This is a genomic window from Bacteroides sp. BFG-637 (assembly GCF_024793605.1).
Lineage (GTDB): Bacteria > Bacteroidota > Bacteroidia > Bacteroidales > Bacteroidaceae > Bacteroides > Bacteroides vicugnae.
Genome location: NZ_JANUPD010000002.1, coordinates 4,772,255 through 4,787,265 on the forward strand (window position 1 = coordinate 4,772,255; position 15,011 = coordinate 4,787,265).

4 protein-coding genes and 1 pseudogene are annotated in these 15,011 nt (G+C 43.0%); all 5 read left to right on the forward strand.

Annotation, left to right across the window (positions count from 1 at the left end):
- The first annotated feature begins 361 nt into the window (after positions 1 to 361).
- The 5 genes and pseudogenes from NXX38_RS18460 to NXX38_RS18480 all read left to right on the forward strand — a co-directional run bounded on the left by NXX38_RS18460 (position 362) and on the right by NXX38_RS18480 (position 14,962).
- Positions 362 to 3,671 (forward strand): annotated as a pseudogene (locus NXX38_RS18460) (glycosyl hydrolase).
- Positions 3,672 to 3,710: 39 nt separating this feature from the next.
- Positions 3,711 to 5,144 carry a sialate O-acetylesterase gene (locus NXX38_RS18465; protein WP_258980631.1) on the forward strand — a complete coding sequence of 478 codons (1,434 nt, stop codon included), beginning with the start codon at positions 3,711 to 3,713 and terminating at the stop codon, positions 5,142 to 5,144.
- A 22-nt stretch (positions 5,145 to 5,166) separates the two neighbouring features.
- Positions 5,167 to 7,527 (forward strand): DUF5703 domain-containing protein, encoded by a 2,361-nt coding sequence (locus NXX38_RS18470; RefSeq protein WP_371826247.1) that lies wholly within the window; start codon positions 5,167 to 5,169, stop codon positions 7,525 to 7,527.
- 180 nt (positions 7,528 to 7,707) lie between these two features.
- Entirely contained in the window at positions 7,708 to 10,362 is a 2,655-nt protein-coding gene (locus NXX38_RS18475; protein WP_234132138.1) for a glycoside hydrolase family 2 TIM barrel-domain containing protein, read from the forward strand.
- A 169-nt stretch (positions 10,363 to 10,531) separates the two neighbouring features.
- Complete coding sequence (locus NXX38_RS18480) at positions 10,532 to 14,962, forward strand: two-component regulator propeller domain-containing protein (RefSeq protein WP_347035070.1); 4,431 nt, start codon at positions 10,532 to 10,534, stop codon at positions 14,960 to 14,962.
- Positions 14,963 to 15,011 lie beyond the last annotated feature (49 nt).

Sequence of the window (15,011 nt, forward strand, 5' to 3'; positions counted from 1 at the left end):
TAATATTACATATTAGTACTAATAAAGAAGTCACTCTTTTGACTCCGGAACAAAGATAATAGCTTATATTTGATTTGAAAACAAAAACGTGTAATTTATTTCAAAAATCTGTTTATCAATTAATTATATAAATATATATCAATAATAAGTAATAAATAAATGATTATAATATTATAAATAAAAGCTTTTAATGAATTGCGTATTAGTTATACTTCACTTTAAATATAACAATAAAAATATTATATATTTTCAAAACGTTGGCTTTGTGTAAAACAGAGACAATAAGTCATGAATTTATAGTAATAGCGAGTACAAAACAGTCCTTTTTTCGTCTTCATTATAGAAAAAATATAGTATTGGAATGAAAAGCCGACTGAAACAACAAATATTTGTATTCTCTTTATTGGCATGGACAGCTGTATGTCCTGTCGATGCACAACAAACACGCTCACTTCGCGACCAATTTCAGAATCCGTCTGACGAAGCGAAGCCTTGGACCTTTTGGTACTGGATGTATGGTGCTGTGTCCCAAGAAGGAATAACTGCCGATTTGGAAGCGATGAAACATGCAGGACTCGGAGGCACTTATCTGATGCCGATCAAAGGGGTTAGTGAAGGCGGACAATATAACGGCAAGGCACAGCAGTTGACTCCTGAATGGTGGGAAATGGTGCGTTTCAGCATGGAGGAAGCCGACCGTTTAGGGTTGAAATTGGGAATGCATATTTGTGACGGTTTTGCATTGGCGGGAGGTCCCCTGGATTACTCCGAAAGAATCAATGCAGAAAGTTGTTTGGAGCGATACAATCGTTGATGGTGGAAAGCTCAATGCATTACGTCTGCCACAGCCGGAAGCTTATGAAAACTATTATGAAGATATTGCGCTATTTGCTTTACCGGTAGAGGATGCGGCAGACGAAATGCCCGCAAAGATCACTTGCGTAAACTTAGCAACAGCGAACAATGTAAAATCTGCTCAAACAGTGAATATGGATGCGGCAGGCGTTATCCGTTCTTCGTATCCATGCTATATTCAATATGAATATAAACAACCTTTTACCTGCCGGAATATAGAAATCGTTTTAAATGGCAATAATTATCAGGCACATCGCTTGAAAGTAATGGCAAGTGACGATGGCGTAAATTATCGTTTCGTGAAACAGCTAGTCCCTGCCCGTCAGGGATGGCAAAATACAGATGAAAATTCTACTCATAGTATTCCTGCAACTACAGCCCGTTATTTCCGTTTCTACTGGACACCCGAGGGGAGCGAACCGGGAAGTGAAGATATGGATGCCGCAAAATGGAAACCTAATCTGAAGATCAAACAACTGCGCCTGCATCAGGAAGCCCGTTTGAATCAGTGGGAAGGAAAAGCCGGACTGGTATGGCGTGTTGCTGAATCTACCAGGGAAGAGGAGGTAGGAAAGGAGGACTGCTATTCACTTTCACAGGTTATTAATCTGACGGAACAATATAAGAATGCCCCGGCTAGTCATTCTAAAGAGAAAACAATCACAGCTGTTCTCCCTAAAGGTAAATGGAAATTGCTCCGCATGGGACATACAGCTACCGGACATACCAATGCAACAGCCGGTGGCGGAAAGGGCTTGGAATGTGATAAGTTCGATCCGAAAACGGTGCGAAAACAGTTTGATAACTGGTTTGCACAAGCATTTGTAAAGACGAATCCGGAAGTAGCACGCCGTGTATTGAAATATATGCATGTAGATAGTTGGGAATGTGGAAGCCAGAACTGGAATCCAAATTTCGCTGCAGAATTTCAGAAACGTCGTGGTTATGACCTGATGCCTTATTTACCACTATTGGCAGGTATTCCTATGGAAAGTGCAGAACGAAGCGAAAAGATTCTGCGAGATGTCCGTACAACGATTGCCGAATTGGTGGTGGATGTATTCTATCAGGTATTGGCAGATTGTGCCAAAGAATATGATTGTCAGTTTTCAGCGGAGTGTGTAGCACCGACTATGGTAAGCGATGGCTTGCTGCATTACCAAAAGGTAGATCTTCCTATGGGAGAATTTTGGCTGAACAGCCCTACCCATGATAAACCGAATGATATGCTGGATGCTATTAGCGGGGCACATATCTACGGAAAGAACATCATTCAGGCTGAAGGATTCACCGAAGTACGCGGCACGTGGGACGAATACCCTGCTATGTTGAAAGCCTTGCTGGATCGTAATTACGCATTAGGAATCAATCGTCTTTTCTATCACGTATATGTACATAATCCCTGGCTGGATCGCAAACCCGGCATGACATTGGATGGCATCGGACTTTTCTTCCAACGCGATCAGACTTGGTGGGATAAAGGTGCAAAAGCATTTTCCGAATATGCTACCCGTTGTCAGGCATTATTGCAATATGGACATCCGGTGACAGATATTGCAGTATTTACAGGTGAAGAAATACCAAGACGTTCGATATTGCCGGAACGATTGGTTCCGTCCCTTCCGGGAATTTTCGGTGCGGAACGTGTGGAAAGCGAACGCATTCGTTTGGCGAATGAAGGACAACCTTTGCGTGTGCGTCCGGTAGGCGTCACACATTCAGCCAATATGGCTGATCCCGAAAAATGGGTGAATCCACTTCGCGGATACGCTTATGATAGTTTTAATAAAGACGCATTACTACGTTTGGCCAAAGTGGAAGACGGCAGAATGACACTGCCGGGTGGAGCCAGCTATAAAGCATTGGTAATCCCTCTTGCACGTCCGATGAATCCCGAACCTGTATTATCTTCGGAAGTGCAGAAGAAGATTAATGAATTAAAAGAAGCGGGTGTATTGATACCTTCTTTGCCTTATACAGCGGATGATTTCTCCTTATATGGGTTGGAACGTGACATGATTGTACCGGAAGATATTGCCTGGACACATCGTCGTGGTGAACTTGGCGAACTTTACTTTATCGCCAATCAAAGAGAAGAAACACGCACATTTACCGCAAGTATGCGTATCAACGATAGAAAACCGGAATGTTGGAATCCGGTGACGGGTGAAATGAACAGCCGTCCTTCTTACCGTATCAACGGAAATCGGACGGAAGTTACTCTCACATTGGCTCCTTATGAGTCCGTATTCATCGTATATCCTATGGAGGGAGCACATGAAAGTTATGGAGAGGACTCCTCAAGACTACAGAAAGAGAAAAAAGAGGTAGCTAAAGAGCCTTTAAATATAGCTCTGGAAGCAGAGGAATATACGATAACTTTTGCAGCTAACAAGAAAACGCTCACACGGAAAGAACTTTTCGACTGGAGCAAAGAGTCGGACGAACAGATACATTATTATTCGGGGACAGCTACTTATAAGACGACTTTCCGCTGGAAGAATAAACTAAAAAAAGGCCAACAGATTTACCTGAATTTGGGTACGGTTTGTAATTTGGCAACTGTCCGTGTGAATGGCATAGACTGTGGTACCATTTGGACAGCTCCTTATCGTGCTGATATTACAACTGCTCTGAAAAAAGGAATCAATACACTTGAAATAGAGGTTACGAACACTTGGGCGAATGCACTGAAAGGAGCTGATGAAGGAAAAACACCATTTGAAGGCATTTGGACCAATGCAAAATACCGGAAACAGGAAAACGAGCTGCTTCCGGCAGGATTACTCGGCCCTTTGAGTTTCACCATAGATTAACACAGGTTGGCACGGATTAAAATAAGAAGATATATGATAATGAGAAGTTTAAGATTCAGAACAAGTACGATATTAGCAGGTTTTCTATTGTTTGGTAGCTTGTCGATACAGGCAGAAGTAAAACTGCCGGCTATTTTTTCTGATGGCATGGTGATGCAGCAACAGACAAATGCAAATCTTTGGGGAACTGCCACTCCCAACAAGAAAGTGACCATAACTACCAGCTGGAATGGAAAGCAATACGTGGCAGCTGCCGATAAGAACGGGGCATGGAAACTTTCGGTTTCTACTCCCAAAGCAGGAGGTCCTTACACTGTCACCTTTGATGATGGAAGTAAAAAAACACTGAATAACATATTGATAGGTGAATTGTGGCTATGTTCCGGACAGAGTAACATGGAAATGCCAATGAAAGGATTCAAGAATCAGCCAGTGGAGAATGCCAATATGGATATTCTTCACAGCAAGAATCCGAAAATTCGCTTGTTTACCGTAAAACGTACTTCTACATTGACTCCGCAGACCGATGTTATCGGTTCATGGAAAGAAGCAACTCCGGCCAACGTTCGTGATTTCAGTGCTACGGCTTATTATTTCGGGAGGTTAATCAATGAAATAGTAGAGGTTCCGGTAGGATTGGTAGTTGCAGCCTGGGGTGGATCGGCGTGCGAAGCATGGATGACCGCTGACTGGTTGAAAGCTTTTCCTGATGCAAAGATTCCTCAATCGGAAGCCGATATAAAATCAAAGAACCGTACTCCGACCGTACTGTACAACGGTATGTTGCATCCCCTTATCGGCATGACGATGAAAGGAGTGATTTGGTATCAGGGCGAAGATAACTGGAATCGGGCGCACACGTATGCGGATATGTTTACTGCATTGATAAACGGCTGGCGCGCTGAATGGAAACAGGGAGATTTTCCTTTTTACTATTGCCAAATAGCTCCGTATGATTATGGGATTATCACAGAAAAAGGTAAAGAAGTGATAAACTCCGCCTATCTTCGGGAGGCACAGGCAAAAGTAGAACATCGTGTACCCAACAGTGGCATGGCCGTATTACTGGATGCAGGTATGGAAAAAGGAATCCACCCGGCAAAAAAGCAAGTTGCCGGAGAACGTTTGGCACTTCTCGCCCTGACTAAAACTTACGGAGTGGAAGGCGTGAATGGCGAAAGTCCATGCTATAAAAGCATTGAAATAAAGAATGATACAGTAGTCGTTAGCTTTGAACGTGCAAATATGTGGATTAGCGGCAAGAACTGTTTTGAGTCGAAAAACTTTCAGGTAGCCGGCGAAGATAAAGTATTTTATCCGGCTAAAGCATGGATAGAACGTAGCAAGATGCTGGTGAAAAGCGATAAAGTGCCGCACCCGGTAGCTGTTCGATATTGTTTTGAAAACTATGTGGAGGGAGATGTATATGGTGACGGATTGCCTTTAGGTTCTTTTCGTTCGGATGATTGGTAAACTGCTAATGAAATTATAAATTATGAATCATTTGCGTAGAGTTTTTGTTCTCTTATTCATATTTGTTGGCGTGTCGGTTCTATGGAGCCAACATGCCAATGTCATTTGGAATACTCCTAGCCGCAATTCTTCAGAATCCATGCCCTGTGGTGGCGGAGATATCGGGATGAATATATGGGTAGAAGAGGGTGACATTATGTTCTATGTGAGCCGTAGCGGCACATTCGACGAAAACAACTGTCTGCTAAAACAAGGACGCATACGTCTCCGTCTGTTACCCAATCCTTTTAAAGATACGAAAGATTTTCGTCAAGAATTGAAACTGAAGGACGGATATGTAGAAGTTGCAGCAGGAAACACGCAGATACAATTCTGGGTAGATGTTTTTCATCCGGTTATACACGTGGAGGTAACCAATACACAAGCGTTACAAACTGAAGTTTTTTATGAGAATTGGCGCTATCAGGAACGACCTGTCAGGAAAGGAGAGGGACAACAATGTTCTTACAAATGGGCTCCTCCGAAAGGTTCTGTGACAGCGGCTGACTTTATTTCTTTAGGCAAAACCAATCATTCTGCCAATCAACTCCTGTTCTACCATCGCAATCCAGAACAGACTGTTTTTGATGCTGTTGTGGCTCAACAGGGAATGGACGAGGTAAAATCCGAAATGATGAATCCCTTGAAAAATCAAACTTTCGGAGGAACCCTGTTCGGAGAAAACCTTGAATTTATAGGCACCACGGATGGCGTGTATGCCGGAACAGACTACCGCGCCTGGAAATTCCGTTCTTCCAAAGCGTCCAGAAAAGAACATTTTTGTATTGTATTGCATACAGCCCAAACAGAAACAATAGAACAGTGGGAGCAGGGACTGCAAACTGCTTTGCAAAGAATAGCCCCGCAAGGCAAAATTTCATCGAAGATTCTCATACAGGATAAAAAGCAAACCCGTTCGTGGTGGAATGCTTTCTGGCAACGCAGCTTCATTGAAGCGGAGGGAGAAGCAAAAGAAATAACCAGAAACTACACTCTTTTCCGTTACATGCTGGGTTGTAATGCCTACGGTAGCGTACCAACTAAATTCAATGGCGGACTGTTCACTTTTGATCCTTGTTACATCGACGAAAAACAATCCTTTACTCCCGACTACCGGAAATGGGGAGGTGGTACAATGACAGCACAGAATCAACGCCTGGTTTATTGGCCGATGCTGAAAAGCGGGGACTTCGATATGATGCCTTCCCAGTTTGATTTCTATAACCGTATGTTGAAGAATGCTGAATGGAGGAGTCGTGTATATTGGCAACATGACGGAGCTTGCTTCTGCGAACAAATAGAAAATTTCGGTCTGCCCAATCCCGCAGAGTATGGTTTCAAACGGCCGGACTGGTTCGACAAAGGGCTGGAATATAATGCCTGGCTGGAATATGAATGGGATACGATTCTCGAATTCTGCCAGATGATACTGGAAACAAAGAACTATGCGAATGCTGATATCACCCCTTATTTGCCTTTGATTGAAAGTTCACTGACATTCTTCGACGAACATTATCGGCAACTTGCTTCCCGTCGGGGACGGAAGGCGCTGGATGGCAATGGGCATCTGATTCTTTTCCCAGGTTCCGCCTGTGAGACATATAAAATGACCAATAATGCCAGCAGCACCATCGCTGCTCTAAAAACAGTATTGGAAACTTATGGAAAGAAAGAAGAGATGCTAAAGACAATCCCTCCGATTCCATTGCGGTACATAGAAATAAAAGATACATTGAATCCTACTCTTGCTCCGGCCTTGAAGCAAACAATTTCACCCGCCGTAAGTTGGGAACGAATTAACAATGTCGAAACGCCACAACTTTATCCGGTATTTCCATGGCGCATTTATGGAGTAGGAAAGGAGAATCTGGACATAGCACGCAATACCTATTTTTATGATTCGGATGCCATCAAATTCCGTTCGCATATCGGATGGAAACAGGACAACATTTGGGCGGCTTGCCTGGGACTGACCCAAGAAGCGAAAAGGTTATCCCTTGCCAAACTCTCCAACGGGCCGCACCGCTTTCCTGCTTTTTGGGGACCGGGCTATGACTGGACACCCGACCATAATTGGGGAGGTAGCGGCATGATAGGACTTCAGGAAATGCTATTGCAAACAAACGGAGAACAAATACTTCTTTTCCCCGCATGGCCGAAAGAATGGAATGTACATTTCAAACTGCATGCTCCTGGTGAAACAACAGTAGAAGCTACTCTGAAAGACGGGAAAGTAACAAACTTGAAAGTTCTACCTGAAAGTAGAAAGAAAGATATCATTATAATGATTGAAAATGAGATTTTTTTCACCACAGAGGACGCAGAGGACACAGAGGCTTTTTAAACAGTAAATCTATCTGTCTAAGGGAACGTATAGTCTAAGAATTTACTCCCTTTGTGTACATATAGAGAGGAGATTCTTAGACAAGCAGAATGACAGAACTAACAATATATTACAAAAAAACTCTGTGTCCTCTGCGTCCTCTGTGGTGAAAACTCGAATGAAATATATAAATAAAGAACTATGAATAAAAGACCGTTTATCATCTTATCATCTTTTCTGTTACTGTTCTTAGGAATCGAAAAAGGACAGGCGACAGAAACTTACCGTCCTGAAACATCGGTTGCCGGATTTATCCAGCTTCCCGGTAGTGGGCGACAAGTTTATAATTTCAATCCGGGATGGCTATTTTTCAAAGGCGATGTCCGGGGAGCAGAAGCAGTAAACTTTGATGATCGTTCCTGGAAAGTAATTTCCACTCCCCATACGGTAGAATTAATGCCTGCCGAAGGAAGTGGATGCCGTAATTATCAGGGGCCAGCCTGGTATCGTAAACATTTTGTTCTCCCTGCCGAAACAAAAGGCCAACGGGTTGTTCTTCATTTTGAAGCAGCCATGGGTAAACAGATTCTTTATCTGAATGGCAAACGCATCCAGGAACATTTGGGAGGTTATCTACCTTTCACTCTGGATTTGACAGCCAATGGCGTACAAGCCGGAGACTCCTGCCTGCTTGCTGTTTTCACAGACAACAGTGATGACAAATCCTATCCCCCCGGAAAACGCCAATATACACTAGACTTCGCCTATCATGGCGGCATCTATCGTGATGTATGGATGATTGCCAAATCTCCGGTAGCTATCACCGATGCTATTGATTCACAAACCGTTGGCGGTGGAGGTGTATTCGTGCATTTTGATAAGATCAGTGAAAAGAGTGCACAAGTATATGTAAATACGGAAATTCAGAATGAGGATGTGCGTACTGAATCGGTCACTGTAGAAACGACTTTGACAGACGCTGACGGAAAAGTAATCAAACACTGTTCCGAAAAGCTGTCTTTAAAACCGGGAGAGAAGAAATCCATCCAGCAACAGATGGAAGTGAAGAATCCAAAACTCTGGTCACCGGATACACCTTATTTATATAGGGTACAATCCCGTATTAAAAAAGGAAATAAATCTATGGATGGCGGCATTACCCGTGTCGGTATTCGCTTGGCAGAATTTCGTGGAAAAGACGGTTTCTGGCTGAATGGAAAACCTTTCGGTCAACTGGTAGGAGCAAATCGCCATCAGGATTTTGCCTATGTAGGCAATGCTTTACCGAACTCACAGCAATGGCGTGATGCCAAACGTCTGCGTGATGCCGGATGCACCATTATTCGTGTGGCGCATTATCCGCAAGATCCTGCCTTTATGGATGCTTGTGATGAACTCGGTCTGTTTGTGATTGTTGCTACTCCGGGATGGCAGTACTGGAACAAAGATCCGAAATTCGGTGAGTTGGTTCATCAGAATACCCGTGAAATGATTCGTCGCGACCGTAACCATCCTTCCGTACTAATGTGGGAACCCATATTGAATGAGACTCGCTATCCACTTGATTTTGCATTAAAGGCTCTTGAAATCACCAAAGAGGAATATCCTTATCCGGGACGTCCGGTAGCCGCTGCCGATGTTCATTCTGCAGGAGTGAAAGAACATTACGATGTTGTTTATGGCTGGCCGGGTGATGACGAAAAAGAAGACAGGCCGGAACAATGTATTTTCACCCGTGAATTTGGAGAGAATGTGGATGATTGGTATGCTCACAATAATAACAACCGTGCCAGCCGCAGTTGGGGAGAACGCCCGTTATTGGTACAGGCACTTTCACTGGCAAAGAGTTATGACGAGATGTATCGTACTACCGGTTTATTTATCGGTGGTGCGCAATGGCATCCGTTCGATCATCAGCGCGGTTATCATCCTGACCCTTACTGGGGTGGCATCTACGATGCTTTCCGTCAGAAGAAATATGCATACGAAATGTTCCGTAGCCAGTCGCTTGCCGGTCTTCAGCATCCATTGGCAGAATGTGGTCCGATGATATTCATTGCTCATGAAATGTCTCAGTTCTCCGATAAAGACGTGGCTATATTTACTAACTGTGATTCTGTGCGTCTTTCTATTTATGATGGAACGAAAACCTGGACGAAACCGGTAGTCCATGCCAAAGGACATATGCCGAATGCACCGGTTGTATTCGAAAATGTCTGGGATTTTTGGGAAGCACGCGGATATAGCTATACTCAAAAAAACTGGCAAAAAGTAAATATGGTGGCCGAAGGGATCATCAACGGAAAAGTAGTATGCACGCAAAAGAAAATGCCTTCCCGGCGTTCCACGAAACTACGCCTCTATGTAGATACTCAAAAAGTGAACCTGATAGCTGACGGCTCCGACTTTATCGTTGTTGTTGCCGAAGTAACCGATGATAGTGGAAATGTACGCCGTCTGGCAAAAGAGAACATTGTTTTCACCATAGAAGGTGAAGGAGAAATCATCGGAGATGCTGCTATCGGTGCCAATCCCCGTACAGTGGAATTTGGTTCTGCTCCCGTGTTGATCCGTTCCACCCGGAAAGCCGGAAAGATGAAAGTGAAAGCCCGTGTACAGTTTGAGGGAACCCAAGCTCCAACAGCGACTGAAATAGAACTGGAAAGCATTCCGGCAGAACTGCCTTTCTGTTATGAGGAATCCACTTACGAAGAACGCAGAACTGCATCGTCCGTTCCGGAAGTAAATTCTTTTAAAGAATCATCAGAAGGAAAAATACAACTGACAGAAGAAGAACGTCAACGGGTATTGGATGAGGTGGAACGCCAGCAAACTGAATTTGGGACAGAGAATTAGGCACGGATTACACGGATTTCATGGTTGCTTTATACATTAATATTTCCAAAAACTGTGAGATCCGTGTAATCTGTGCCTAACTTTATGGTATAAACGAATGATGATGATAAGCTTATATCAAAAAAAAGATTACCTTTGGGGTACGTTTTAATTCCAATTATAGCCACCAATGAGAAAACGAAATATTCTAATACTATTACTATCCATGATAGGCATTTATGCTTTTGCCTATCCGAATATGATTGTAGAACACTACACAGCCGAACGCGGGTTGCCCAATAATATCGTCAACTGCACTTTAAAGGGACAGGATGGGTTTATCTGGTTTGGCACATGGTATGGATTATGTAGTTTCGATGGAAGCAAATTCCGCTCCTATGATAATCATGACGGTTTTTATTCCACCGACATTCCACCACGTAAAATTCAGCGTATTGTGGAAGATAAAAATGGTTTTCTGTGGATTAAGACCATCGACCGCAAACTCTACCTGTTCGATAAAAGACACGAGAGTTTCCATGCTGTCTATGATGATGTAAAAGAATATTCGGAGAACATCCAGATTATTAAGATTCAGACAACCGAAGACGGGGATGTATTGTTGTTGACAAAAGATAAAAGTCTTTTGCGTGCATATACCGACAAGGAAGGTAAAATAACGATGAAGCAGTTGCACGATTCGCGTCCCAACGTGAATGTGTATGATATGCGTCTGAAACATAACGTATTCTGCGAAACTGCAGAATTTATCAATTGGATTGGTATGGATTATCAGATTTTGTCCCTCCGGAAAGGGGCGGCTCTGAAAGACAAGCCCGCTGACTTTATACAGAAAAAGGTATCTGCCAATCCGGATCAGTTTACTTGTGCCTCCTATAATTCTAAATTCTTATGGTTGGGAGATAAGAAAGGACACATTTATAGTATTGATCCTCAAAATGGAGTTGTCAACCGTTATGAGATACCGGAAATCAAACGCCCGATTTCTAATCTGCTGATAACAGAGTCCGGTCTGATGTACATCACTACTAACGAAGGAACGTACGAGTATAATATCGGTTACAAACAATTGACCAAACTTCCATTCACCATCCCCGAAAAGGACGGCGGAATCATATTTTATGATAAATATGATAAGGTATGGTTTCAGGAGGGTAATCAGGCATTGACCTATTATGATCCTCTGAATAGAAGCCACCACCGATTTACATTCCCCAATCAGAATGCCATCGGCAATTTTGAAATGCAGGATGCCGGTGAACAAGGTATGTTCTTCATGACCCCGGGAGGAGAAATTCTTCTATTCGACAGAGAAAAACTGGAAATGACCCGTATTAACCAATTAAAACCTTTCTCGGATGATCTTCCCAACCAGCTTTTTTTCCATCTTCTGTTGGACAAAGATGGAATCCTCTGGTTAGCATCTACAAGCAGCGGAGTATACAGACTTAATTTCCCCAAAAAGCAATTCCAACTGTTGACGGAAGTTTCTCCTTCTCCGCTAATACCCGAGAGATCAAACTCCTGGAATCAGGGGATACGTGCCCTCTTCCAGGCACAAAATGGCGATATCTGGGTAGGAACCCGTTGGCAGGCGTTGTACCGTCTGGATCGTAACGGACAAGTGAAACAGATCTTCTCGGATAAGAACTATCTATTGGGAACTGTATATCATATTATGGAAGACAAGGACGGTAATCTTTGGTTTTCCACCAAAGGAAATGGGCTTGTCAAAGCTGAACCGGATATGAATTCTCCGCACGGGTTGCGTTTTACCCGTTATATCAATGATCCCAAGAACCCGAATTCTATCAGTAACAACGATGTATACTTTACTTATCAGGACAGCCGGGGACGCATCTGGGTAGGACTATTAGGTGGAGGACTGAATTTGATTTCCGAAGAAAATGGAGCCATCACCTTCATCCATAAATACAATGGACTGAAACAATATCCTGCATACGGCCTTTATATGGAGGTACGTACCATGACGGAAGATGAAGACGGACGTATCTGGGTAGGAACTATGGATGGTTTGATGTCTTTCGACGGGCATTTTTCCACGCCCGAACAGATTCAGTTTGAAACGTACCGTCAAGTCAGTGAAAACTCGAATGTAGCGGATAACGATATTTATGTACTCTACAAAGATACTGATTCTCAAATCTGGGTGAGTGTGTTCGGAGGCGGTTTGAATAAACTGGTTCGTTATGACAAGGAAAAGAGGGAACCTATTTTCAAATCTTATGGTATCCGTGAAGGAATGAATAACGACGTAGTCAAGTCCATCGTAGAAGATAAAAACGGCAACTTGTGGTTTACAACGGAAATAGGTTTGTCTTGCTTCAACAAAGCTACCGAGCAGTTCCGCAATTACGACAAATACGACGGTTTCCTGAACGTGGAGTTGGAAGAGGGCAGTGCACTCCGGACATTGAATGGAGACTTGTGGATTGGCACTCGTCAGGGAATCCTGACATTCTCTCCTGACAAACTGGAAACACTGCATACAAATTATGATACACGTATCGTTGATTTCAAAGTATCCAATCGCGATTTGCGTAGTTTCCGCGAATGTCCGATTTTAAAAGAATCCATCACATACGCCAAAGCAATCCGGCTGAACTACAATCAATCCATGTTCACGATTGAATTTGCGGCATTGAATTTCTATAATCAGAACCGGGTGTCATACCGTTATATACTTGAAGGTTATGAAAAAGAGTGGCATTATAACGGGAAGAATCGCATCGCTTCCTACACCAATGTGCCTCCCGGAGATTATACATTCCGTGTAGAAACAATGGATGAAGCCAATCCGGAACTTGTTTCCAACTGCACGCTGGCCGTCACCATTCTTCCCCCTTGGTGGTTAAGCTGGTGGGCAACTCTTATCTATGTGATCTTGGGTCTGGCAGCTCTCTATTTTAGTTTGCGTCTGGCTTTCTTCATGATTAAAATGAAGAACGATATTTATATCGAACAAAAAGTTTCGGAGATGAAAATCAAGTTCTTTACCAATATATCCCACGAATTGCGCACTCCTTTGACATTGATAAAAGGTCCGATACAAGAATTAAGGGAACGTGAAAAGCTGTCTCCGAAAGGATTGCAATATGTGGATTTGATGGAGAAGAACACCAATCAGATGCTGCAATTAGTGAATCAGATACTTGATTTCCGGAAGATTCAAAACGGGAAAATGCGTTTGCATGTGTCATTGATTGATTTTAATGAGATGATAGCCTCTTTCCAGAAAGAGTTCCGCGTGCTTTCCGAAGAAAATGAAATCAGTTTCACTTTCCAGTTACCGGATGAACCGATTATGGTATGGGCGGACAAGGAGAAATTGAGCATTGTGATCCGTAATATCATATCCAATGCATTCAAATTCACTCATTCCGGTGGAAGCATTTATATAACTACCGGATTGACAGACGACGGAAAATGTTGTTATGTACGGGTGGAAGATAACGGGGTAGGTATTCCACAAAATAAACTGACCGAGATTTTTGAACGCTTCTCACAAGGAGAGAATGCGAAAAACTCCTATTATCAGGGCACAGGTATCGGATTGGCACTTTCAAGGGAAATCGTTAATCTTCATCACGGACAGATTCGTGCTGAAAGTCCTGAAGGACAGGGGGCAGTGTTTATTGTGGAACTCCTGATGGATAAGGAGCATTATCGTCCGTCGGAAGTTGACTTTTATGTGGGAGGTACGGAAACAGTTCCCGTTTCTGTGGAACAGGAACCTGTTGCCAATGCCATATCCGAAGAAGATACAGAAGAAGAACCGGAAATTGATGCTTCATTACCGACCCTTTTGTTGGTTGAGGATAATAAGGACCTTTGCCAGTTGATAAAACTTCAGTTGGAAGATAAGTTCAATATCCATATTGCCAATAACGGAGTAGAAGGTTTAAAGAAAGTGCACCTGTATCATCCTGATATCGTAGTGACCGATCAGATGATGCCTGAAATGGACGGCCTTGAAATGTTGCAATCTATCCGCAAAGATTTCCAGATCAGCCATATTCCTGTTATTATCCTGACCGCGAAAAATGATGAAGGCGCCAAGACCAAAGCTATTACTTTAGGAGCAAATGCCTATATCACCAAACCTTTCAGCAAGGAATACCTGTTGGCACGTATCGACCAGCTGCTTGCCGAACGGAAATTGTTCCGTGAACGAATCCGCCAGCAAATGGAAAACCAGACAACGACCGAAGAAGACAGCTACGAACAATATTTGGTAAAGAAAGACGTACAGTTCCTAGAAAAGATACATCAGGTCATTGAAGAAAATATGGACGACAGTGATTTTAATATTGACACCATAGCATCCGGTATCGGATTGAGTCGTTCGGCATTCTTCAAGAAACTAAAGAGTCTTACCGGTCTGGCCCCTGTAGATCTGGTAAAAGAGATTCGCTTGAATAAATCAGTCGAGCTGATTAAGAACACGGATTTAAGTGTTTCCGAGATTGCTTTTGCTGTCGGATTCAAGGATTCGGGATACTACAGCAAGTGTTTCCGGAAGAAATATAATCAAACCCCTCGTGAATACATGAATGAATGGCGGAAAGGAGAGAGATAACCGATTACAAAATGCTTTCTTAATCGTCCTTTTAGAAACCTATTAAGAT

Coding starts and splice junctions, on each gene's coding strand:
- NXX38_RS18465 (WP_258980631.1), top strand. CDS start 3,711: ATGAGAAGTTTAAGATTCAGAACAAGTACGATATTAGCAGGTTTTCTA.
- NXX38_RS18470 (WP_371826247.1), top strand. CDS start 5,167: ATGAATCATTTGCGTAGAGTTTTTGTTCTCTTATTCATATTTGTTGGC.
- NXX38_RS18475 (WP_234132138.1), top strand. CDS start 7,708: ATGAATAAAAGACCGTTTATCATCTTATCATCTTTTCTGTTACTGTTC.
- NXX38_RS18480 (WP_347035070.1), top strand. CDS start 10,532: ATGAGAAAACGAAATATTCTAATACTATTACTATCCATGATAGGCATT.